At 56.7% G+C, this 20,658-nt stretch carries 26 protein-coding genes and 1 pseudogene; 13 read left to right on the plus strand and 14 right to left on the minus strand.

Annotation, left to right across the window (positions count from 1 at the left end; all coding sequences use genetic code 11):
* Window positions 1–345 precede the first annotated feature (345 nt).
* From LOY28_RS22270 to LOY28_RS22280, 3 genes are all read left to right on the plus strand, one after another.
* Window positions 346–534, plus strand: a complete 189-nt coding sequence (locus LOY28_RS22270) for a hypothetical protein (RefSeq protein WP_017337097.1) — start codon at window positions 346–348, stop codon at window positions 532–534.
* A 209-nt stretch (window positions 535–743) separates the two neighbouring features.
* A complete protein-coding gene (locus tag LOY28_RS22275) occupies window positions 744–1,460 on the plus strand; it encodes a TorF family putative porin (protein ID WP_258612557.1) in 717 nt (238 codons plus the stop codon).
* A 77-nt stretch (window positions 1,461–1,537) separates the two neighbouring features.
* Window positions 1,538–2,407 carry a DUF6279 family lipoprotein gene (locus LOY28_RS22280; RefSeq protein ID WP_258612558.1) on the plus strand — a complete coding sequence of 290 codons (870 nt, stop codon included), beginning with the start codon at window positions 1,538–1,540 and terminating at the stop codon, window positions 2,405–2,407.
* A gap of 18 nt (window positions 2,408–2,425) precedes the next feature.
* Here the strand turns inward: LOY28_RS22280 and LOY28_RS22285 are convergent, their stop codons facing one another.
* Entirely contained in the window at window positions 2,426–2,818 is a 393-nt protein-coding gene (locus LOY28_RS22285; protein ID WP_018929896.1) for a hypothetical protein, read from the minus strand.
* A 201-nt stretch (window positions 2,819–3,019) separates the two neighbouring features.
* Between LOY28_RS22285 and LOY28_RS22290 the strand changes: the two genes are divergently transcribed.
* Window positions 3,020–3,754 carry a thioredoxin family protein gene (locus LOY28_RS22290; RefSeq protein WP_258612559.1) on the plus strand — a complete coding sequence of 245 codons (735 nt, stop codon included), beginning with the start codon at window positions 3,020–3,022 and terminating at the stop codon, window positions 3,752–3,754.
* 278 nt (window positions 3,755–4,032) lie between these two features.
* Here the strand turns inward: LOY28_RS22290 and LOY28_RS22295 are convergent, their stop codons facing one another.
* The 5 genes from LOY28_RS22295 to LOY28_RS22310 form a co-directional block, all read right to left on the minus strand.
* Complete coding sequence (locus LOY28_RS22295) at window positions 4,033–4,362, minus strand: hypothetical protein (protein ID WP_258612560.1); 330 nt, start codon at window positions 4,360–4,362, stop codon at window positions 4,033–4,035.
* A gap of 16 nt (window positions 4,363–4,378) precedes the next feature.
* On the minus strand, window positions 4,379–4,939 hold the full coding sequence (locus LOY28_RS22300) for a hypothetical protein (RefSeq protein WP_258612561.1): 561 nt from the start codon (window positions 4,937–4,939) through the stop codon (window positions 4,379–4,381).
* 342 nt (window positions 4,940–5,281) lie between these two features.
* Complete coding sequence (locus LOY28_RS22305) at window positions 5,282–5,593, minus strand: hypothetical protein (RefSeq protein WP_258612562.1); 312 nt, start codon at window positions 5,591–5,593, stop codon at window positions 5,282–5,284.
* 2 nt (window positions 5,594–5,595) lie between these two features.
* Window positions 5,596–5,763, minus strand: coding sequence for a colicin E5-related ribonuclease (locus tag LOY28_RS30185; protein WP_408981024.1), 168 nt, complete (start codon window positions 5,761–5,763; stop codon window positions 5,596–5,598).
* Window positions 5,763–6,383, minus strand: a complete 621-nt coding sequence (locus LOY28_RS22310) for a transposase (protein ID WP_244914180.1) — start codon at window positions 6,381–6,383, stop codon at window positions 5,763–5,765. Before LOY28_RS22310 ends, LOY28_RS30185 begins: the two co-directional genes overlap by 1 nt.
* A gap of 165 nt (window positions 6,384–6,548) precedes the next feature.
* Between LOY28_RS22310 and LOY28_RS22315 the strand changes: the two are divergent.
* Window positions 6,549–6,853 (plus strand): annotated as a pseudogene (locus tag LOY28_RS22315) (transposase); the annotation flags it as partial.
* A 270-nt stretch (window positions 6,854–7,123) separates the two neighbouring features.
* On the opposite strand, the gene LOY28_RS22320 reads toward LOY28_RS22315, so the two are convergent.
* From LOY28_RS22320 to LOY28_RS22325, 3 genes are read right to left on the minus strand one after another with little or no spacing between them, the layout of a single operon-like run.
* On the minus strand, window positions 7,124–7,534 hold the full coding sequence (locus LOY28_RS22320; protein WP_019580780.1) for a hypothetical protein: 411 nt from the start codon (window positions 7,532–7,534) through the stop codon (window positions 7,124–7,126).
* 14 nt (window positions 7,535–7,548) lie between these two features.
* A complete protein-coding gene (locus tag LOY28_RS30190; RefSeq protein ID WP_081625756.1) occupies window positions 7,549–7,830 on the minus strand; it encodes an EndoU domain-containing protein in 282 nt (93 codons plus the stop codon).
* Window positions 7,831–7,875: 45 nt separating this feature from the next.
* A complete protein-coding gene (locus tag LOY28_RS22325; protein ID WP_258612563.1) occupies window positions 7,876–8,196 on the minus strand; it encodes a hypothetical protein in 321 nt (106 codons plus the stop codon).
* Window positions 8,197–8,251: 55 nt separating this feature from the next.
* Between LOY28_RS22325 and LOY28_RS22330 the strand changes: the two genes are divergently transcribed.
* Complete coding sequence (locus LOY28_RS22330) at window positions 8,252–8,527, plus strand: hypothetical protein (protein ID WP_258612564.1); 276 nt, start codon at window positions 8,252–8,254, stop codon at window positions 8,525–8,527.
* Between the two features lie 68 nt (window positions 8,528–8,595).
* Here LOY28_RS22330 and LOY28_RS22335 read toward each other — a convergent pair whose 3' ends face one another.
* Window positions 8,596–9,942, minus strand: coding sequence for a DEAD/DEAH box helicase (locus LOY28_RS22335; RefSeq protein ID WP_019580783.1), 1,347 nt, complete (start codon window positions 9,940–9,942; stop codon window positions 8,596–8,598).
* A gap of 193 nt (window positions 9,943–10,135) precedes the next feature.
* Here LOY28_RS22335 and LOY28_RS22340 point away from each other — a divergent pair, with 193 nt between their 5' ends.
* On the plus strand, window positions 10,136–11,434 hold the full coding sequence (locus tag LOY28_RS22340) for a mechanosensitive ion channel family protein (protein WP_018926727.1): 1,299 nt from the start codon (window positions 10,136–10,138) through the stop codon (window positions 11,432–11,434).
* Window positions 11,435–11,559: 125 nt separating this feature from the next.
* Here LOY28_RS22340 and LOY28_RS22345 read toward each other — a convergent pair whose 3' ends face one another.
* The gene (locus LOY28_RS22345) at window positions 11,560–12,204 is read right to left on the minus strand and encodes a hydrolase (RefSeq protein WP_007934054.1); all 645 of its coding nucleotides are present in this window, start codon (window positions 12,202–12,204) and stop codon (window positions 11,560–11,562) included.
* Window positions 12,205–12,361: 157 nt separating this feature from the next.
* On the opposite strand from LOY28_RS22345, the gene LOY28_RS22350 reads away from it, so the two are divergent.
* Window positions 12,362–13,249 (plus strand): LysR family transcriptional regulator, encoded by an 888-nt coding sequence (locus tag LOY28_RS22350; RefSeq protein WP_026331831.1) that lies wholly within the window; start codon window positions 12,362–12,364, stop codon window positions 13,247–13,249.
* Between the two features lie 5 nt (window positions 13,250–13,254).
* On the opposite strand, the gene LOY28_RS22355 is transcribed toward LOY28_RS22350, so the two are convergent.
* The 3 genes from LOY28_RS22355 to LOY28_RS22365 all read right to left on the minus strand — a co-directional run bounded on the left by LOY28_RS22355 (window position 13,255) and on the right by LOY28_RS22365 (window position 15,461).
* Window positions 13,255–14,121, minus strand: a complete 867-nt coding sequence (locus tag LOY28_RS22355) for a carboxylate/amino acid/amine transporter (protein WP_019580786.1) — start codon at window positions 14,119–14,121, stop codon at window positions 13,255–13,257.
* Window positions 14,122–14,381: 260 nt separating this feature from the next.
* Window positions 14,382–14,981: an FMN-dependent NADH-azoreductase gene (locus tag LOY28_RS22360; protein ID WP_018926730.1), complete on the minus strand. Its 600-nt coding sequence runs from the start codon at window positions 14,979–14,981 to the stop codon at window positions 14,382–14,384.
* A 150-nt stretch (window positions 14,982–15,131) separates the two neighbouring features.
* Entirely contained in the window at window positions 15,132–15,461 is a 330-nt protein-coding gene (locus LOY28_RS22365) for a 3-phosphoglycerate kinase (RefSeq protein ID WP_258612565.1), read from the minus strand.
* 49 nt (window positions 15,462–15,510) lie between these two features.
* Between LOY28_RS22365 and LOY28_RS22370 the strand changes: the two genes are divergently transcribed.
* From LOY28_RS22370 to aqpZ, 5 genes are all read left to right on the plus strand, one after another.
* Window positions 15,511–16,434, plus strand: coding sequence for a LysR family transcriptional regulator (locus tag LOY28_RS22370; RefSeq protein WP_018926731.1), 924 nt, complete (start codon window positions 15,511–15,513; stop codon window positions 16,432–16,434).
* Window positions 16,435–16,448: 14 nt separating this feature from the next.
* Window positions 16,449–17,252 (plus strand): alpha/beta fold hydrolase, encoded by an 804-nt coding sequence (locus LOY28_RS22375; protein ID WP_064619649.1) that lies wholly within the window; start codon window positions 16,449–16,451, stop codon window positions 17,250–17,252.
* Between the two features lie 3 nt (window positions 17,253–17,255).
* Window positions 17,256–17,819 carry a peptidylprolyl isomerase A gene (locus tag LOY28_RS22380; RefSeq protein WP_007934039.1) on the plus strand — a complete coding sequence of 188 codons (564 nt, stop codon included), beginning with the start codon at window positions 17,256–17,258 and terminating at the stop codon, window positions 17,817–17,819.
* Window positions 17,820–17,907: 88 nt separating this feature from the next.
* Window positions 17,908–19,740, plus strand: a complete 1,833-nt coding sequence (locus tag LOY28_RS22385; RefSeq protein WP_018926733.1) for an ABC transporter ATP-binding protein — start codon at window positions 17,908–17,910, stop codon at window positions 19,738–19,740.
* A gap of 196 nt (window positions 19,741–19,936) precedes the next feature.
* A complete protein-coding gene (aqpZ, locus tag LOY28_RS22390; protein ID WP_018926734.1) occupies window positions 19,937–20,635 on the plus strand; it encodes an aquaporin Z in 699 nt (232 codons plus the stop codon).
* Window positions 20,636–20,658 lie beyond the last annotated feature (23 nt).

Genomic DNA, 20,658 nt, shown 5'->3' on the forward strand with positions numbered 1-20,658 from the left:
GTGGGCGGCATTCTACCCGGTTTTGCGGGCTGCGTTCGGCGGGCCGGCTCGGTGGCGCGAGAAAATCCGCGCAAGGCCCTAATTTCCCTGGGTTTGGCGGGCGTGTTTGGCCGCTCGTCAGGCCGCTCGTCAGGCCGTTCGGGTGGTCTGGACGGTGGCCAGCCGATCCGAAAAGCACTATTTTTCCACTGAGGTTTTTAGTTAAAACAGCAGCTTAGGGGACTATTCCAAATAATAACTTGCGATTATTCGGGCACCTGCCGTGTGTATTTCGGGAGGATATTTACCAAGCAATTGTCAAGTATTTCCTGTACGATGCCTGGCCAAGTTAATTTCTACAGGTTAATGGCCGCCATGCGTGTAAAAGCATCCAACAGCAAAGCAAAGCCAGCTCCAGCCGTTGAAACCAGTGAATCGATCAACAATCAGATCGCTGCGTTCCTCAAGTCCGGTGGCGAGATCCAGCAAATTGCCAAAGGCGTCAGCGGCCAGACGTTCGGCCCGTCCAAGCAGATCACGCTGGGCAAAAAGTAATTCCCCCGCTTTAACTGGTCCCTAAGCGCTTTGAGCTTCGAAGCGCTTGGACTGGAACCCTCCAGCAACACCCCATAAAACAAATCAATATTTCAACAATCGACGAACGGCCCTCGATGCCGAACATTCGCCGGTATGCTTGCACGTGTCTGGATCAAGCGTTTCAGCAGGCTTTCACCACCTGCTCCTCGCAGCTCATGGAGTGACGCATGCTCAAGCCCTCTCTTTTCCTGCTCGCCAGCCTGTTGTGGTGTTCCGTTGCCCATGCGCAAGTCTTCCAGCGCGAATTGGGCGATTTCGATCTCAAACTCGCCACCACCCCCAGCCGCAGCATGGCCCAAGGGCTGGTCAAACCCTCGACGACCGGCTCGTTCCACGGTGGCCTCGACCTGAGCCACGACAGCGGCTTCTACGTGGGCCAATGGTCCCCCAGCATGGGGCTTAGTCCTTCGAGCAACCTTGAAGTCGACTCCTACATGGGCTTTAAACAGCCCTTCGATCACTCCCTCGGCTACGAAGTGGGCATGATCCATTACAGCTATCCCAAAGTGGATACCCTCGACAGCCAGGAGTTGTTCGGCGGCCTGACCCTGCTGGGCAGCCGCTTCGGCGCTGCCTTCAGCAACGACCCGGACAAACAGAACAGCACCCTGTTCGCCGACCTAAGTGGCAATCAGCCGTTCGGCATCGGGGTCAGCCTGAAATACACCACTCACCAGCTCAATACGCCGGTGTCCGTTGACGGTGGATATGTAGGCAGTTTTACCGACTGGTCGGTGAAATTGTCCCGGCCGTTCATGGGTATCGACCTGGACTTGATCTACAGTGACTCAAGCCTGAGCGGCAGCGATTGCTCCGCCTATTCCGGCCACAATAGCGAGTGTGACGGCCTGGTCACCCTCAAGGCCGCACGCGCCTTCTATTAATCGGCTGAACTGCCGGGCTCGTCCTGCGTTCACATTAAAGAACCCAATAAAAAACCAGGTCTTCGCAAGGGCTTGCCATGTCGCATTGGTTGAAACAGATCACCGTCATCCTCACGCTCAGCCTCACCGTCGCCGCATGCACCCGCGTGGGCCTGGCTTACCGCAACCTCGATGTGATCATTCCCTGGACGCTCAGCGACTACCTGGACATGAACCACCAGCAAAAAGACTGGTTGAACGAGCGGCTCAAAGAACACCTGCGCTGGCACTGCACCACGCAACTACCCGGCTACCTCGACTGGCTGAATCGTTTACAGACCATGATCGAGACCAACCAGATCACCGACGCCGCGCTGCAAGCCCGTACCCAGGAAGCCAAACAAGCCATCGCCGAAACCGCCCGGGAAATCACCCCATCGGCCATCGAACTGTTGCAAGGGCTGGATGACAAGCAAGTCGCGGAAATGAACGACGCTTTCGCCAAGGACCAACGCAAACGCCAGGAGGACTACCTCAAGCCACCGCTCGAGCAACAGATCAAAGAGCGAAGCAAGCGCATGGAAAAACGCCTGAATGCCTGGCTCGGACCGCTCAGCCCAACCCAACAGCAACGGGTGATGGCCTGGTCGAACGCCCTGGGGGATCAGAACACACAATGGATTGCCAACCGCGTTCATTGGCAACAGCAATTCAGCGCGGCGGTCGCGCAACGTCAGAGTCCGCAATTCCCACAGCAAATCGAGACACTTCTGGTTGATCGCGAGAGTTTATGGACCCCCGCTTACCGTGTGGCCTATGCCAACACCGAAGCCCAGGCTCGGGCATTGCTGGTGGACTTGATGGCCGAGAGCACGCCGTTTCAGCGTCAACGGTTGCTGCATAAGATTGAAGACATGCGCAAGGACTTCACTGATTTGAAATGCCTGAAAGCGGCGCAACGAGGATAGGTTCTAAAGCTGCAAGCTTCACGCAATCTGAGCCTTCGACGCCACTTCATCAAACGTCAATTCATCCAGCGCATCTTCCTGCTCATCCAGCACCTGGCGCGGATGCTCATTTCCCGGGATGCTGCTGTCGATCAGGCTCAACAAACTCGAGCCCCGGGGTGTCAATATGTAATTCTCGCCATTGCCACCCTGATCCTCCGGCCGAGGCTCGATATACCCCCGCAACAGCAGTATTTTTTCGTACTCACCGGCCATCGTTTTCAGGCGATCCAGATTCTCGAACGGCTCGCCCGCGGAGGCTTTCGCCGCCGCATACTGCTCGGCATAAGGCCGTGGGGTGAAACTGCGGCCAGCACTGTTCTGCACTTCGTGCAGTAAATGCTCGATCAAATCCCAGTTATAAGTCGTCATCCTGATCAACCTCCAGTGCCCACGAGTGAAATGGCCTTCATAGGTTGTGACCGACAGGGAGTGCAGCCGTTCAGCCGAGTTCTTTCCCCCAACCGACCGGCGGCCTGTCGATTTGAGCGCAGGCCAAACGACTAGGCTGTGTAAGACGGTTTACCCCTCTGCGCGGATCGACTTTCGCCACAGCAAGCAGGAGAAATCAGCATGAACATACAGAATCATCCGGTCGTGTCCCGGGAAGAATGGGTCGCGGCCCGCAAACAACACTTGGCCCACGAAAAAGCCTTCACCAAAGAACGAGACAAACTCAGCGCCGAACGCCGCGCCCTGCCCTGGGTAAAAATCGACAAACCCTACCGCTTTCAGGGCACCAACGGCGAACTGAGCCTGACCGACCTGTTCGGCGGCCGCAGCCAGTTGATCGTCTACCACTTCATGTTCGCCGCTGGCTGGGACGAAGGCTGCCCAGGCTGCTCGTTCCTCTCCGACCACATCGACGGCGCCAACCAACACCTGGCCCACCACGACGTCGCCGTGGTCGCGGTTTCCCACGCACCGTTCGCCGAATTCCAACCGTTCAAACAGCGCATGGGCTGGAAATTCGATTGGGTCTCATCTGAAGGCTGCGACTTCAACTACGACTTCGGCGTCTGCGCCCGGGCCGAAGACGTCGCCGCCGGAAAAGCTACCTACAACTACGAAAAAACTGACGGCGTTGAGGAAGAACTCCCAGGGCTGAGCGTGTTTTATCGCAACAAAGCGGGGGAGATTTTCCATACCTATTCGACTTATGCACGAGGCCTGGATCTGCTGGTCGGTGCCTACAACTACCTCGACCTAACGCCCAAGGGCCGTAATGAAGAGGAAATCATGGAATGGGTGAGGCATCACGATCGGTATGAAGACAAGGTGTCAGCTAGTTGCTGCCATGGTGGGTAGACCGCAACCTTGTGGGAGCGAGCCTGCTCGCGATGACTGACTAACATTCAACATGGACGACTGATACACCGCTATCGCGAGTAAGATCCCACAGGAGGTAAGTGGCGTTGTGTAAATTGCATTCAGACGTCCGACTTCAACAAAACGGGCGACCTATGAGTCGCCCGTTTTTAATGTCTGCCCAACGTTTGGAATACACAACTCAAAGGACGAATAAAGGCTTTTGCCATACTCCACCCCAAACAAATACATCCACCTCCTTCATATCCCGACCCAAGCTAATCATATTTAAATTCAACCGCCAGCTTACTGACAGCAACATCCAATGTAATTACGCAGCCACTCCAGATCGGACACCCACCCGTTATTCCGTTCTGAATATAGATTTTTCGAAGTTCAACAAGACAGTCAAACAATTCCGAATCCACTTGAGCGCTGACGGGGCTAAACCAGTCCTGTTTACCATCCTCATCCACATAATCAAATAGAAACTGGCAATGATCGTTCTCTGGAGATAGCTCCGCCTCGACTATGACCTTCATAGCGGTCGCGGGGGATGTGTCCAGCAAAATATGTCCGAGCTGCAGATAAATATCGTCTTCGCTCATTATTCACACCACCACTTTACATTGAAGGCACGCTCGCCACGGGAATGCGTTCCTGAGCCTGAGTTATATCGTAAACATGCTGCTCACAGCGGCTATCAACAAACTGGAACTCCACCAAATAGACCTTGCTTCTTTCTGGTGTGAAAGTGGTTTTGAGCGGACCGCAACTATAGATATTCCCAACACCCGCGCTATTCGAATAACCCGATACTTGGAATGGCTGATCGGCATCGGCCTGCGCTTCCAGCTGCGGGAAGCGTTTAAGCGTGGCGCTGTTGGCCGCTTCGTTGAGTTTGGCGATCCAGCCGAAGACCTTGCCCTGGCCTGAATCCACCACGGTTCCAAGCACCTCCATACGCTGGTCAGGATCCGCTGCGCGACGGATCGAGAACTCTACTGGGGAAGTGTTGCCTGATGCTTTCATGATGACCTTGGCGTGTTGCGCATCGACTGTCACCTTGTTCTGACGCAGCTGGACGCCGTCCTTCAACAGGCTAGGGGAAGAGTCACGGACGTTGGAATGGCAGCCTGGTAATGCCAGAATCAGGGTCAGTGTTAGTAGTGTGGTTCTTTTCACGTCTGAATGTCCTTGAAAGCGTATGTTTGGCTGCGCCGCACAAAGTATTTTCGCCAAAGTTTTCCAACCTGGTATAACTGCCTTCCAAAAAACGGACACCCATTAGCCTTGACTCGAGACCGGCTAATGGGCGTCCCTTTTCTGGTCGTATCGAGCCGCGAGCCATAAAACGAAGACCTCAAGCCTACCCCTTGCTGACCAAATCACGTCGGTCAGCAAGGGCAGATGTCAGGAAAAATGAGCACGCTAAATATGTTAAGTAAGTGCCATTCAAATCCGCCCCCTTATCCTTTTCCAAGCAAACACCCTCCATCTTGCTCTACACCACCACTTCAAAAGCCACTAAATTTTAACCAACAAAAACTCTAGTAAAGTTCCCAAATCATCTATTTCTTTTATAATTCGCTTACTCGCCTCCAGTGACTTACCAACAAACCCATCCTCATTTATCGATGCAGAAAAATCCACAATACAATCCATATCTGGAACTCTCTTATCGCCTTTAATTCTAAACCCCTCTATGCCGAGAACTGCAATATCGTTACCCTCACAATACTCAATTAGCCTAATCGCATCTGAAATATCAAATAAAGGGACCCCCTCCCACATCAATGTAGGGCTAACAGGCAGAGCTCCCGCGAAAATCTCGTTCATAACTAATCCCAAGGTGCAACCCAATTAGGGTCTTTTTTATTAGAAACCTGAACAATCGCTCCCGTACGATCGTTCCTCACGACATAAGAACCGTCTTTGGCAAGGAGAAACGGGGACAGACCACGTTTTCCATCTAAAAAATCGAATGCTTTTTCGGTCTGCCCGGGCATCACCGCCGAGCTCGTCGCCCAATCATAGCTTCAATTTCGGCTGCAAATCGCGAACCACCAAGTACACAGTCGCCATTGGTGGCAGCCCGAATCTGCTCAACCAATCCTGTCTCCAACTCGCTTCTAAAAAGCTCGCGATAGACTTCAGCAGTCGATACATCTGTGTCCCCAAGCGATAGGTACTGAGCATGCGGAGTAATGAGATGCGAAAATTCTGATTGGGCGTTAGCACGATAACTCGACCAACGATATTCCGCAGGATGCGTCACCATTTTGGCTCTGACAGGATTCATCTCAATGTAGCGATAACAGGCCAATACATAACTATCACTTTGAACAAGGCACGAACGGAAGCGTCCCTCCCATAAAGTCCCACTACGTCCATATGTACGATTTATGTATTGCACATATCGCTGCCCTATCCCCTTCATAAGCAAACTTGCACTGCCGTATTCATGAGGGCTAATCAACAAATGGACATGATTAGTCATAAGACACCACGCGTGAACTCCACACGCATATTTGTAGGCCTGCTCAGCAAGCAGTTCTAAATAAAAAAGGTAATCATCCTCTGAGAAAAAACAAACTGATCTATTATTTCCTCGTTGAATCAGATGCAAGGGGATACCTGGTATCAAGACACGTGCTCTGCGTGGCATATGGTGAGTCCATTCACAATTAATGATGCCGAAAGCTTAGTCAATCCTACGAAAAACAATCTCCCTATCTATTCCACACTATTTCAGATCGTTAAAGTGCGACACAGAGAAACGGTCTGTCCCCGTTTATCCTCTGATGAAACACCCGTGCAGATGCTCGTGCCGGGCTCAAAGAAAACCCTCCGCTCTTATGTTTGGGCATACGCCACTAGCCAATTCTCGGATTTGGCGACGTTTACGATTTCAGCCCTAACCGCGCCGGCGAGCACGCTCGCAACTTCCTGCAAGACTGGAAGGGCAAGCTGGTGTGTGATGATTTTGGTGGCTACAAAGCCAGTTTCGAACTCGGCGTGACCGAGATCGGTTGCATGGCCCATGCGCGGCGCAAGTTCTTCGAACTGCACACGACCAACAAGAGCATGCTCGTTGATGCAAGAACGCCCTCTTCGACTAATGCGATGGCCTCCAGCAATCGGTCACAATTCTGCGGAATCTGCGCGATTGCACCTAGGACGCTGCAGACGTACAGGGTATAGCGCTGCGCATCGTCCTGCTCAGAAAACACCTCGGCCATAGCATGAAAACTTGTCGTGCATTGAGGTAGGTTCCCCCGGCGACGTGATAAAACTTAAGTTCCATGGGCATCCTTAAAATTTGGGCCCCCCTCAGGTTCCGTCCCCTGTTTGCGTTGCTCGTTTTTCTTATGGCAGTTTAAATGTAACTACTGACTCTTCCGACTCGGGCAATCCCAGAAAATACCTCCACTGCTCTAGAACAATTCGCCACTCCTCTAGGGTAAATTTGCCCTCGGGCTGTCCATTCCAATCGTCGTTGACGCGGATGTCGACTTGCACACCTGAAGCGTCCATTGTCAGTGCAACATCGTTCCCGCCAGTTTCGACAGACTGTTCCGAACCGTTTTCGATAGATGCAATATAACCAAGTAATCGATCGCAATCTTGTGGAATCTGGGCAATAGCGTCTAGCACAGAGCATATATAGAGCTCATAGCGCGGGGCATTTTCTCCCGAAGAAACCGTCGCACCCCGGCAAAACAAATGCCCTAAAACAGCGTCATACCCCGCGTAAATATGGCAAAATTTCAGTTCCATTTCTCTCTCCTGCTTTAAGGTTTGTAGAGTGGGTAAACGGTTGCTCTTGGGGACGTGTACCCGGTTACTTTAACACCGGAAGGCGTCCAGGAAGTCCAGCGGCTCCCATTTACTACTTTCCTAGGACTATTCCAAGCGCCATCAATTTCATCTATCAATTGTGCTTTAGTCCAAGAGGCAGGGAACATCGTATTTATCGAATTGTTAGTCGTTTTGGTCAGCCACTGACCTGGGTTTTTTGGGTCCGGCACCTGAACAGTGGCCCGATAGACACCAGATGGCCATTCGGGACGGATTTATTTAAGCCACTTTCTAACCCTTTCGCTCATCCGTGGGCACTCTCACTCAAAAGCCTGATTGGCAATCTCGGCCTTCAGAAACACGCGGGCACGTTCAGCTACTTCCGTCCACTGAGAGAAACTCAGTAGTTTTTTCTGTCCAGGATAAAAAATGAATTCGATGGCCTGCGCTCGCGAGATGCCAATTTCCATGAACGGATCATTTTCTCCCTTGAGGTAAACGCATAGATAAGGGAAGTCGCTATTAATATCTCCTACCTTTTCGAACTCAAGCTGTTTTTTCACGTCTGGTTTCTCGATGAAGGGAACTGCTGCTCGGCCTTGCAAACATACCCTGTGGCCCTCGGAAGCTGAACTTTTCACACCCTTCGCCCCTCAACCGGAAAACCCGCCTTAACCGGAATCTGAGGCTCAATCTATGAAAACCCTGCTGAAACTCACCCTCGCCGCCACCCTCACCTGTACCCTACCCGTATGGGCGTGCCCTCCCGAGGAAGCCACCGCCAAGCGTGAACAACTGGCCAAGGAAGTCGCCAAGATCACTGAGCAGAACCCGGCCAAGGCCAAGGAGATCAATGACGAGTTGCAGAAGATGGACCTGGAGACGGCCAGCAAGGATTTGCCGGACAAGTGCCAGGTGATCGATCAGCGTTTGAAGGAGTTGGAATCGGCGAAGAACAAAGCCGGGGGTTAGATGGCAAGATCTTTTGACGTAAAAAAACCCGGACACTGTCCGGGTTTTTATTGGATCGCTACGACGCTTTATTCAGCCGCCGGCGCTTCCGGCTTACGGCGTTTCAATGGCGCCATGCCGTCCTTGCTGACCAGCGACAGGGCGTCGGTCTTCGGGCGGTTGGCGATTTTGCGCTTGGTCGGGGCCTTGGCGCCGGTTTTCTTCTTGTCGCCCTTGGCGTCGACCTTTTTCTTCTTCACGCCAACGGCTTTGCCCGAGGCCTTGACCTTTTTCGGTCCGCCGTAGGTGCCTTTGACTTCCTTGATGGTGCGGCGCTCGAAGCTCTGCTTGAGGTAGCGTTCGATGCTCGACATCAGGTTCCAGTCGCCGTGGCAGATCAGCGAGATGGCCAGGCCATCGTTGCCGGCGCGGCCGGTGCGACCGATGCGGTGAACGTATTCGTCGCCGCTGCGCGGCATGTCGAAGTTGATCACCAGGTCCAGGCCGTCCACGTCCAGGCCACGGGCAGCGACGTCGGTGGCGACGAGGATTTTCACCCCGCCCTGCTTCAGGCGGTCGATGGCCAGTTTGCGGTCTTTCTGGTCCTTCTCGCCGTGCAGGACGAACGCTTTGTATTCCTGCGCCACCAGGCGGCCGTAGATACGGTCGGCCATGGCCCGGGTGTTGGTGAACACGATGGCCTTCTGGTAGGTCTCGTTGGCCAGCAGCCAGTTGACGATCTGTTCTTTGTGCTGGTTGTGGTCAGCGGTGATGATTTGCTGACGGGTGGTTTCGTTCAACTGGCTGACTGCGTTGAGCTGCAAGTGCTCAGGGTTGTTCAGGACCTTGGCGATCATCTCGCGCAGGCCCGAACCGCCGGTGGTGGCGGAGAACAGCATGGTCTGCTGGCGGTTGGTGCACTCATCCACCAGACGCTGCACATCTTCGGCAAAACCCATGTCGAGCATGCGGTCGGCTTCGTCGAGCACCAGCACTTCGACTTCCTTGAGGTCGAGGTTGCCGGCGTTCAGTTGCTCGATCATCCGGCCCGGCGTACCGATCAGGATGTCCGGCACCTTGCGCAGCATGGCGGCCTGGACCTTGAAGTCTTCACCGCCGGTGATCAAACCGGACTTGATGAAAGTGAACTGAGCGAAGCGCTCGACTTCCTTGATGGTCTGCTGGGCCAGCTCGCGGGTCGGCAGCAGGATCAGGGTCTTGATGCTGACGCGGACTTTGGCCGGGCCGATCAAGCGGTTGAGGATCGGCAAAACGAAGGCTGCGGTTTTGCCGCTGCCGGTTTGCGCTGTCACCCGCAGATCACGCCCTTGGAGCGCCAGCGGAATAGCCGCTGCTTGCACAGGCGTTGGCTCGACAAATTTAAGCTCGGCCACGGCTTTGAGCAGACGTTCGTGCAGGGCGAATTGGGAAAACACGGGTGCTACCTCGAAGAAATACAAAAAAACAGCTGCATAGGGTAACGGTTTCGAGCGCTAAGGCCGAGTTTCTTTATACAAACGGCTGCAAACAGTGGCTTTTTTGTTGCCTGATTTGTCTCAAAACGTCATCCGCAACCTCTTAAATGCTCTAATCGCCCCGTCGCGCCCTACAGAAGAAGCGTTTTCAACCATGGATATCAAACAGCTCTGGCTCAACGCCCAAGACCTCTGGGGTGCCCTTGATCAGCACCCGCTCCTGCATTCCACACTCGCGCTGATGTTGCTGCTGGTGGTGGCGCTGGTGCTCGGACGAGTGGCGCGTTACCTCATTCTTCATGCGACCAAAATGCTCGGCCGCCAGCCGGCGTTGCACTGGGTCAACGATTTTCGCCACAACAAAGTGTTTCATCGCCTGGCGCAAATGACGCCATCGCTGGTCATCCAGTTCGGCCTGCACCTGGTGCCGGAGTTGGGCAAGACCAGCATGAACTTCCTCGGCAACGTGGCGCTGGCGTTCACCATCCTGTTCCTGGTGCTGTCCATCAGCGCGTTGCTCAATGCCCTGCTGGACATCTATGCCCGCACCGAACACGCCCGCACCCGCTCGATCAAAGGCTATGTGCAACTGGCGAAAATGGTGTTGTTCGTGTTTGGCGCGATCATCATCGTCGCCACGTTGATCGACCGTTCGCCACTGTTGCTGCTGTCGGGTCTGGGCGCCATGTCGGCGGTGATTCTGTTGGTCTACAAGGACACCCTGTTGTCATTCGTCGCCAGCGTACAACTGACCAGCAACGACATGCTGCGGGTCGGCGACTGGATCGAGATGCCGCAAGTCGGTGCCGACGGTGACGTGGTGGACATCACTTTGCACACGGTCAAGGTGCAGAATTTCGACAAGACGATTGTGTCGATCCCGACCTGGCGCCTGATGTCCGAGTCGTTCAAGAACTGGCGCGGCATGCAGCAGTCCGGCGGGCGCCGGATCAAGCGCAGCCTGTTCATCGACGCCAGCGGCGTACGGTTCATTCGCGATGATGAAGAGCAGAAACTGTCCCAGGTGCATTTGCTGACCGACTACATGAGCCGCAAGACAGCCGAGCTCAAGGCCTGGAACGAAGCCCAGGGCAACGTCGCGGCGATGGCGGCCAACCGTCGGCGGATGACCAACATCGGCACCTTCCGCGCCTATGCGCTGGCGTATCTGAAAAGTCACCCGGAGGTTCAGCAGAACATGACCTGCATGGTTCGTCAGATGCAGACGACGGCGCAGGGGATTCCGCTGGAAATCTATTGTTTCACCCGCACCACGGCATGGGCGGATTACGAGCGGATTCAGGGGGATATTTTCGATTATCTGCTGGCGGTACTGCCGGAGTTCGGATTGAGTCTTTATCAGCAGCCGAGTGGCGGGGATTTAAGGGCCGGATTGCTTCCGGCCATGTTAGGCGCGAGCCACATTCCGGAGCCGGAAAAACACATCATGTAAACACCGCCCCTGAGCGAGCGGTGCGGCGATCCGACTGGCCCGCGAAGGCGGAGTGTCAGTCAACATAGTTATCGACTGATACTCCGCCTTCGCGGGCAAGCCATGCGCCTACAAGGGTAACGGTGTTATTTGACCTGACGCTGCGGCGCCTTGTGCACCATGGTGTAGGCGTAATCCACGCCCATGCCATACGCGCCGCTGTGCTCCAGCACCAGTTCCATCACCGCCTCGTAAGTGTCTTTGTGTGCCCAGTCACGCTGGTATTCCAGCAGCACTTGTTGCCAGGTGACCGGCACCGCGCCTGCCTGAATCATCCGCTGCACCGACATGTCGTGAGCTTCTTTGGTGGTGCCGCCAGACGCGTCGGTCACGATGTACACCTCGTAGCCTTCAGCCAGGGCTTCCAGCGCCGGGAAGGTCAGGCAGACTTCAGTCCAGAGCGCGGCAATGATCAGCTTCTTGCGGCCGGTGGCTTTCACCGCGTCAACCAGCGCCTTGTCTTCCCAGGAGTTCATCGAGGTGCGCTCGATCGGCTTCTGCTCTGGGTGAACAGCCAGCAACTCCGGCCAGATGAAGCCGCTGAAGCTTTCGGTTTCAACTGAGGTGTAGATCGTCGGCACGTTGAAAATCTTCGCGGCCTTCGCCAGACCCACGGTGTTGTTCTTCAGGGTCTGACGGTCGATCGACTGCACGCCGAACGCCATTTGCGGCTGGTGGTCGATCAGGATCAGGGCGGAGTTGGTTGGGTTGAGCAATTCACGGTTAGACATGGCGCGTTCCTTTTGATGTCGATTTGTTTAATGAGTATTGGGTGAGTCACTTGCCTCAAGCTGTTTGCTTGCTGGCTTGGAAGTAACTTTACGGGCTAGATAAAAAAGGGACAATTCCCTAAAATCGAGAATAATTGATTCTAAAAAAGGGACAATCGTGGATCGGATCGAATGCATGCGCGCCTTTGTCGTGACGGTTGGCGAGAACGGCTTCGCAGCTGCCGCTCGCGCGATGGACGTGCCGCGATCAAAGGTGAGTAAACAGATTCAGGCGTTGGAGGAAGCAATCGGCGTGCAATTACTGCAGCGCACTACGCGCAGCCTGCACTTGACCGAGGCTGGCGCCGAGTATTTCGAGGCGGCGCGGGAGGTGTTGTCCGCGCTGGACGAGGCCGAGCAGCGCGCTCGAGACGGCATCGGCGAGCTACGTGGGGTGTTGCGGGTGAATGCGCCGATGTCGTTCGGCCTGCATCGCCTTGGACGGTTGATTCCGCTGTTCCATGAGCAGCATCCGAACATCGAGCTTCAACTGGTGCTCAGCGATCAACAGGTCGATCCAGTGCGTGGCGGCTTCGATGTGACGATTCGCATCGCCAGCATGCCAGACTCGACCATGATCGCCCGGCAACTGGCACCGGCACCGCGGATCATGGTGGCCTCCCCCGCCTATCTGGCGCGTGCAGGCATACCGCGGACCCCGCAAGACTTGCGCGCGCATCAATGCCTGAATTACGGGTATCTGCAAAGCGGCGTGAGCCTGCAGTTGTGCAATGGCAAGGAGACGCAACGGGTCAACGTTTCCGGCCCGTTGCACGCCAACAACGGCGACTTGCTCGCTCAGGCCGCCGAAGCCGGGATGGGCATCGCCCTGCTGCCTGATTTCATTGTGGAAGACGCGTTGGCGGCAGGCCGCCTGGTGCCGGTGCTGTGCGAGTGGCAGGCACCAGCGATTACCATCAACGCGGTTTACCCTTCCTCGCGTCGCGTACCACAAAAGACCCGGGCGTTTATTGAGTTTCTGGTGGCGCAGTTGGCGCCGAATTAACCCGGTTAGTGTGCAATGACGGGTTGGCGTACACCCAACCGGCTGATCCACACCGCCGCCAGAATGACCGATCCACCCAACAACAACCGCCCCAACTCTTCATGCTGATTCCAGATCAGCAAATTGATCAGCAACCCCACCGGCACATGCAGATTATTCATCACCGCCAGCGTCCCGCCATTCACCAGGCACGCGCCCTTGTTCCACCAGTACAAGCCCAGCGCGGTCGAGACCAGTCCGAGGAACAGCAGCACGCCCCATTGCAGCGGCGCTTCGGGCAGGAAGTTCTGTTTGCCGAACAGCAGAAATGCCGGCAACGCCACCGCCAATGCGCCCAGATAGAAGTAGCCGAATCGCCGGTAATGCGGCAGATCGCTCGGATGGCGGGCCACCAGATGTTTATAGAGCACCTGCCCGGCGGCGTAGGTGAAGTTGGCCAGTTGCAGCAACAAAAAGCCCATGAAGAAGTCCGGATTGATCCGGTCGTAGCGAATCACTGCCGCACCCGCCACGGCCACCAATGCCGCGATCAAGGCCCACGGATTGAAGCGCCGGTTCAGCGCGTCTTCGATCAGGGTCACGTGCAGCGGCGTGAGGATGGTGAACAGCAGCACTTCCGGCACCGTCAGCACGCGGAAGCTCAAATACAAACAGACATAGGTCACACCGAACTGCAGCGCGCCGATCAACAACATCCCGCGCATGAATGCAGGCTCGACCGAACGCCAGCGTGTCAGCGGAATGAACACCAGCCCCGCCAGCAGCACTCGCACCAGCACCGCGAAGTAGCTGTCGACATGACCGGCCAGGTACTCGCCGATCAAACTGAAGGAAAACGCCTGGATCAGCGTGACAAAAAGTAGATAGCCCATGCTCGCCTCGTTTTGAATGGCGGCGACGATAGCGGTTTTTGCCCGTTATCGCGAACGCTCAGCCAACAACAAGCCCGGTCCCACAGAATCATCAGCGCCCACTAAATCCCAGGCAAAAAAAAGCCCGATCTCGCTAAAGCGTTCAATCGGGCTAGAGCACTCAGGAGCAATAAGTGCAAAGGGAGGTTCGATGCGCGTGCAGGCTTGAAGGGTTGCGCCAGGTCACTAGACCATCCAGTGATTATCTGGCGATTAACGGCTTAGGCGACCTGGGCCAGTTTGGCGTTGGCCTGGTTCAGGCCTTTCTCCTGGAAGTCGCCGCCCAGGTTCATGCCTTCGGCGTGAATGAACGTGACGTCGTGGATGCCGATGAAGCCCATGACCTGACGCAGGTAAGGTTCCTGATGATCCGCGGTGCTGCCGGCGTAGATCCCGCCGCGAGCGGTCAGCACGTAGGCGCGCTTGCCGCTGAGCAAACCTTGCGGACCGGTCTCGGTGTATTTGAAAGTCACGCCGGCACGCAGCACGTGGTCAAGCCAGGCTTTCAGGGTGCTCGGAATCGCGAAGTTGTACATGGGCGCTGCCATCACCAGCACGTCGGCGGCCAGCAGTTCGTCGGTCAATTGGTTGGAGCGTTCCAGCGAGGCCTGTTCGATCTCGTTGCGTTGATCGACAGGTTTCATCCAGCCGCCCAGCAGGTTGATGTCCAGGTGCGGCACCGGGTTGACGGCCAGGTCACGGACGGTGATCTGGTCGGCCGGGTGTGCGGCTTTCCACTGACTGATGAAGGTCTGGGTCAGCTGGCGGGAAACCGAGTCTTGCTGACGGGCGCTGCTTTCGATGATCAGAACGCGGGACATGGGATGTAGCCTCCATCTGAGAATGCTGTAGGTCGATGGAGTGAAGGTTAAACAGAGTCATATCGATGAAAAAGCGCAAATAACTGCTATAAAGCATCGATAAATTCGTTTATAAGCGAAGCATGCCCAGGCGACATGCTCCGCTTGAGGTCATTTCGGGGTGCAAGTCAGGTCGATACGCAGCTTGATGATGGTGCGGGTGAACTTGGCCGTGGCGTTTTTGTGTTTGCCGGCGGGTACGTCGATCTTGCGGGTGCGTGGCGCTTCCGGGCCGTTATTGAAAACCACTTTGCAAGTGACGTCGGTGTCGCCGTAGTTGTTGACCTGAATGGAGCCGATGTCGGCGTCCGTGTCGTAGGCGTTGTAGTCGACCTTCAAACCGTTGAGCTGTTTATTGACATCGATCGGATAGGCAAACGCAGTCAGAGGCAACATCGCCAACACCGCACACCCCGCCACCACACAACAGATTTTTTTCATTCGGCAGTCTCCAGTAAGAACTGCCAGCTTAGGACAAGAGGAGCTCAACATGAAAGCGCCCCGCGTGACCCTTGATCAATGGCGAACGTTGCAGGCCGTGGTCGATCACGGCGGTTTCGCCCAGGCCGCCGAAGTGCTGCACCGTTCGCAATCGTCGGTCAGCTACACCGTAGCGCGCATGCAGGACCAACTCGGCGTACCGCTGTTGCGCATCGATGGCCGCAAAGCGGTGCTCACCGAGGCCGGCGGCGTGCTGCTGCGCCGCTCCCGGCAACTGGTGAAACAGGCCAGCCAACTTGAAGACCTGGCCCACCACATGGAACAAGGCTGGGAAGCGGAAGTACGGCTGGTGGTCGACGCCGCGTACCCGAGCGCCCGCCTCGTCCGCGCCTTGACCGCGTTCATGCCGCAAAGTCGCGGTTGCCGGGTGCGGCTGCGTGAAGAAGTGTTATCGGGGGTGGAAGAAGTATTGCTCGAAGGCGTTGCCGATCTGGCCATTACCAGTTTCAGTATTCCCGGCTACCTGGGCGCGGAGCTGAGCGATGTCGAATTCATCGCGGTCGCCCACCCCGAACATGCCCTGCATCGTCTGAATCGCGAGCTGAGCTTCCAGGACCTGGAAAGCCAGATGCAAGTGGTGATCCGCGACTCCGGCCGTCAGCAACCGCGAGATGTCGGCTGGCTCGGTGCCGAACAGCGCTGGACCGTCGGCAGCCTGGCCACTGCCGCGACCTTCGTCAGCAGCGGTCTGGGCTTCGCCTGGCTACCCCGGCACATGATCGAGCGCGAACTCAAGGAAGGCACGCTCAAAGTGCTACCGTTGGATCAGGGCGGAAGCCGCAACCCGAGTTTCTATCTGTATTCGAACAAGGACAAACCCTTGGGCCCGGCCACGCAGATTCTCATCGAACTGCTGCGCACCTTTGACACCGCGCCGCTGGATGCGCCCTTCGCCGCGCCCGAACAAGCCTGACACGGAGTGTACCCATGGCCTATTTCGAACATGAAGGTTGCAACCTGCACTATGAGGAATATGGCCACGGCACTCCGTTGCTGCTGGTTCACGGGTTGGGCTCCAGCACCCAGGACTGGGAAATGCAGATCCCGGCGCTCGCCGCCCACCATCGGGTGATCGTGCCGGATGTGCGCGGCCACGGGCGCTCCGACAAACCCCGCGAGCGCTACAGCATCGCCGGGTTCAGCGCCGACCTGATCGCGCTGATCGAACACTTGAACCTTGGCCCTGCACATCTTGTGGGGCTTTCGATGGGTGGCATGATCGCTTTTCAACTGGCGGTGGACCAGCCGCAACTGCTCAAGAGCCTGTGCATCGTCAACAGCGCGCCCGAGGTCAAACGGCGCAGCCGCAACGATTATTGGCAGTGGTTCAAACGCTGGAGCCTGATGCGCGTACTGAGCATGGGCACCATCGGCAAGGCTCTGGGCGCCAAACTGTTTCCCAAGCCGGAACAAGCTTCGTTACGACAAAAAATAGCGGCGCGCTGGGCAAAAAACGACAAACATGCTTATCTCGCCAGCTTCGATGCCATCGTTGGCTGGGGGGTTCAGGAACGACTTTCCAGGGTTTCCTGTCCAACCCTCGTCGTCAGCGCCGACCGTGACTACACCCCGGTCGCGCTGAAAGAAACCTATGTAAAACTGCTGCCCGATGCGCGGCTGGTGGTGATCGCCGATTCGCGCCACGCCACCCCGCTGGATCAACCCGAACGCTTCAACCAAACGCTGCTCGAGTTTCTCACCGCAGTCGACACCACCACTCAGGATCACTGACCCATGCTGAAAAAAATCGCCCTCGTCGCCGGCTCCGTTCTGTTTGCCGCCAACCTGATGGCCGCTACGCCGGCCAAGGCACCCCACGTGCTGCTGGAGACCACCAACGGCCAGATCGAAATCGAACTGGACCCGGTCAAGGCGCCGATCAGTACCAAGAACTTCCTTGAGTACGTCGACAGTGGCTTCTACAACAACACGATTTTTCACCGTGTGATTCCAGGTTTCATGGCTCAGGGCGGTGGTTTCACTGCACAGATGCAACAGAAGGAAACCAAGGCACCGATCAAAAACGAAGCCAGCAACGGCCTGCATAACGTGCGTGGCACGCTGTCGATGGCGCGTACTTCAAACCCGGATTCGGCCACCAGCCAGTTCTTCATCAACGTGGCCGACAACGCCTTCCTCGATCCGGGTCGCGACGCCGGTTACGCCGTCTTCGCCAAAGTGGTCAAGGGCATGGACGTGGTGGACATCATCGTCAACTCTCAGACCACCACCAAACAAGGCATGCAGAACGTGCCTGTCGACCCGGTGCTGATCAAGTCGGCCAAGCGCATCGACTGAGTACACCGGCAGTCTTGAGCGGTGGCCGGTCGATATCCGGCGCCGCTCATATCGTTTAAAGGAGAGCCCGTACACGGGCGGAGAACCGATGCTTTATCGCCGTTTCGAAAAACTGATCGACATTTTCCGCGACGCCCCGACGGCGGCTCCACCGAGTCGGGTTCTCTCCTTCTATACCTACTACCTCAAGCAGGTCTGGCCAATCTTCGCCGTTTTGTTGGTCGTCGGCCTGTTCGGCGCGCTGATCGAAGTGGCGCTGTTCAGCTACCTGAGTCGCATCATCGACCTGACCCAGAGCACATCCAACGTCGACTTCTTCAAGGTCCACGGCGTGGAATTGGCCTGGATGGCGGCGGTGGCGCTGATCCTGCGCCCCTTGTTCCTCGCCCTGCATGACATGCTGGTGCACCAGACCTTGAGTCCGGGCATGACCAGCCTGATCCGCTGGCAGAACCACAGTTACGTGCTCAAACAGAGCCTGAATTTCTTCCAGAACGACTTCGCCGGGCGCATCGCCCAACGCATCATGCAAACCGGCAACTCCCTGCGCGATTCTGCCGTGCAAGCGGTGGATGCGCTGTGGCACGTGCTGATCTATGCGATCAGCTCGCTGGTGCTGTTCGCCGAAGCCGACTGGCGACTGATGATCCCGCTGCTGATCTGGATCGCCGCCTACATCGGCGCGCTCTACTACTTCGTGCCGCGGGTGAAAGAGCGTTCGGTGGTGTCCTCCGATGCGCGCTCCAAACTCATGGGGCGGATCGTCGACGGCTACACCAACATCACTACCCTCAAGCTGTTCGCCCACACCAACTTCGAACAGCAGTACGCCCGCGAAGCCATTGCGGAACAGACCGAAAAAGCCCAACTGGCCGGCCGTGTGGTCACCAGCATGGACGTGGTCATCACCAGCATGAACGGCCTCTTGATCGTCGGCACCACCGGGCTGGCCCTGTGGCTGTGGACGCAGTCACTGATCAGCGTGGGCGCGATTGCCTTGGCCACCGGGCTGGTGATCCGCATCGTCAACATGTCCGGCTGGATCATGTGGGTGGTCAACGGCATTTTCGAAAACATCGGCATGGTCCAGGACGGTTTGCAGACCATCGCCCAACCGGTCAGCGTCACCGACCGCGAACAGGCAAAACCCTTGGCAGTGGCCCGTGGCGAGGTGCGTTTCGAACACGTCGATTTCCACTACGGCAAGAAGAGCGGGATCATCGGCGGCCTCAACCTGACCATTAAGCCCGGCGAAAAAATCGGCCTGATCGGCCCCTCCGGCGCCGGCAAATCGACGTTGGTCAACCTGCTGCTGCGCCTGTATGACGTGCAGGGCGGGCGGATCCTCATCGACGGCCAGAACATCGCCGAAGTCGGGCAGGAAAGCCTGCGCGAACGCATCGGCATGATCACCCAGGACACCTCACTGCTGCACCGCTCGATCCGCGACAATCTGCTGTATGGCAAACCCGACGCCACCGACGCCGAACTCTGGGAAGCGGTGCGCAAGGCCCGTGCCGACGAGTTCATCCCGCTGCTGTCGGACTCCGAAGGCCGCACCGGTTTCGATGCCCATGTCGGTGAGCGCGGGGTGAAACTCTCCGGTGGCCAGCGTCAGCGGATTGCCATCGCCCGGGTGCTGCTCAAGGACGCGCCGATCCTGATCATGGACGAAGCGACCTCGGCACTGGACTCGGAAGTCGAAGCAGCAATCCAGGAAAGCCTCGAAACCCTGATGCAGGGCAAAACCGTGATCGCCATCGCTCACCGTCTCTCGACCATTGCCCGGATGGACCGGTTGGTGGTGCTGGAAAACGGCAAGATCGCCGAAACCGGCAGCCACGCCGAACTGCTGGCCCATGGCGGTTTGTATGCACGGTTATGGCAACACCAGACCGGCGGGTTTGTCGGGATCGATTGAGCCGCGATCTTGGCGCCATCAGCCACACAGAAGAACACCAGAAACCGCCAGAGCCCGCTAACCACGGGCTCTGGCGGTTTTTTATGGTCACTGGAATTCCGTAAAAATCCTGCTGTACTCAGCCAAGGTACTGGAGGTTCCGTAGTCCATCTGCTGGATGCACAACGACAGTGTTATCTCGATAGGGAAACTCGCTATGTCTTTGTTCAAACGTTCGGCTACAGAATTGGTAGGTACGTTCTGGCTGGTATTGGGAGGGTGCGGCAGTGCGGTCCTGGCGGCAGCGTTTCCAAACGTGGGGATCGGTTTACTGGGGGTGTCCCTGGCATTCGGTTTGACGGTACTGACGATGGCCTTCGCCATCGGCCACATCTCGGGTTGTCATCTCAACCCTGCGGTTTCAGTCGGACTGGTCGTCGGCGGACGCTTCCCTGCCAAAGAACTGCCCGCCTACATCATCGCCCAGGTGATTGGCGGGATCATCGCAGCGGCCTTGCTGTACTTCATCGCCAGTGGCAAACCCGGCTTCGAACTGGCCAGCGGCCTGGCGTCCAATGGCTATGGCGAACACTCGCCAGGCGGCTACTCGATGGCGGCGGGGTTTGTCAGTGAACTGGTGATGACCGCCATGTTCATCCTGATCATTCTCGGCGCCACCGATAAACGCGCCCCGGCCGGGCTGGCGCCCATCGCCATCGGCCTGGCGCTGACCCTGATCCATCTGATCTCGATTCCGGTCACCAACACCTCGGTCAACCCGGCCCGCAGTACCGGACCGGCGCTTATTGTCGGGGGCTGGGCGATTCAACAACTGTGGCTGTTCTGGCTGGCGCCGATTCTGGGGGCGGTCATCGGTGGTGTGATGTATCGCTGGCTGGGCAAAGAAGACAGTTAATCTGCGCGACTGAGCCTGCAATC

The organism is Pseudomonas sp. B21-017, assembly GCF_024749245.1.
Taxonomy (GTDB): domain Bacteria; phylum Pseudomonadota; class Gammaproteobacteria; order Pseudomonadales; family Pseudomonadaceae; genus Aquipseudomonas.

Excerpts from the sequence above, each read along its gene's own strand:
- LOY28_RS22385 (WP_018926733.1), top strand. The coding sequence starts at position 17,908 with ATGCTTTATCGCCGTTTCGAAAAACTGATCGACATTTTCCGCGACGCC.
- LOY28_RS30185 (WP_408981024.1), bottom strand. The coding sequence starts at position 5,763 with ATGCCCGGGCAGACCGAAAAAGCATTCGATTTTTTAGATGGAAAACGT.
- LOY28_RS22270 (WP_017337097.1), top strand. The coding sequence starts at position 346 with ATGGCCGCCATGCGTGTAAAAGCATCCAACAGCAAAGCAAAGCCAGCT.
- LOY28_RS22375 (WP_064619649.1), top strand. The coding sequence starts at position 16,449 with ATGGCCTATTTCGAACATGAAGGTTGCAACCTGCACTATGAGGAATAT.
- LOY28_RS22345 (WP_007934054.1), bottom strand. The coding sequence starts at position 12,204 with ATGTCTAACCGTGAATTGCTCAACCCAACCAACTCCGCCCTGATCCTG.
- LOY28_RS22330 (WP_258612564.1), top strand. The coding sequence starts at position 8,252 with ATGAAAACCCTGCTGAAACTCACCCTCGCCGCCACCCTCACCTGTACC.
- LOY28_RS22320 (WP_019580780.1), bottom strand. The coding sequence starts at position 7,534 with ATGGAACTGAAATTTTGCCATATTTACGCGGGGTATGACGCTGTTTTA.
- LOY28_RS22370 (WP_018926731.1), top strand. The coding sequence starts at position 15,511 with ATGAAAGCGCCCCGCGTGACCCTTGATCAATGGCGAACGTTGCAGGCC.
- LOY28_RS22355 (WP_019580786.1), bottom strand. The coding sequence starts at position 14,121 with ATGGGCTATCTACTTTTTGTCACGCTGATCCAGGCGTTTTCCTTCAGT.
- LOY28_RS22360 (WP_018926730.1), bottom strand. The coding sequence starts at position 14,981 with ATGTCCCGCGTTCTGATCATCGAAAGCAGCGCCCGTCAGCAAGACTCG.
- LOY28_RS22380 (WP_007934039.1), top strand. The coding sequence starts at position 17,256 with ATGCTGAAAAAAATCGCCCTCGTCGCCGGCTCCGTTCTGTTTGCCGCC.
- LOY28_RS22295 (WP_258612560.1), bottom strand. The coding sequence starts at position 4,362 with ATGAGCGAAGACGATATTTATCTGCAGCTCGGACATATTTTGCTGGAC.
- LOY28_RS22285 (WP_018929896.1), bottom strand. The coding sequence starts at position 2,818 with ATGACGACTTATAACTGGGATTTGATCGAGCATTTACTGCACGAAGTG.
- LOY28_RS22275 (WP_258612557.1), top strand. The coding sequence starts at position 744 with ATGCTCAAGCCCTCTCTTTTCCTGCTCGCCAGCCTGTTGTGGTGTTCC.
- LOY28_RS22340 (WP_018926727.1), top strand. The coding sequence starts at position 10,136 with ATGGATATCAAACAGCTCTGGCTCAACGCCCAAGACCTCTGGGGTGCC.
- LOY28_RS22280 (WP_258612558.1), top strand. The coding sequence starts at position 1,538 with ATGTCGCATTGGTTGAAACAGATCACCGTCATCCTCACGCTCAGCCTC.
- LOY28_RS22305 (WP_258612562.1), bottom strand. The coding sequence starts at position 5,593 with ATGAACGAGATTTTCGCGGGAGCTCTGCCTGTTAGCCCTACATTGATG.
- LOY28_RS22290 (WP_258612559.1), top strand. The coding sequence starts at position 3,020 with ATGAACATACAGAATCATCCGGTCGTGTCCCGGGAAGAATGGGTCGCG.
- LOY28_RS22365 (WP_258612565.1), bottom strand. The coding sequence starts at position 15,461 with ATGAAAAAAATCTGTTGTGTGGTGGCGGGGTGTGCGGTGTTGGCGATG.
- aqpZ (WP_018926734.1), top strand. The coding sequence starts at position 19,937 with ATGTCTTTGTTCAAACGTTCGGCTACAGAATTGGTAGGTACGTTCTGG.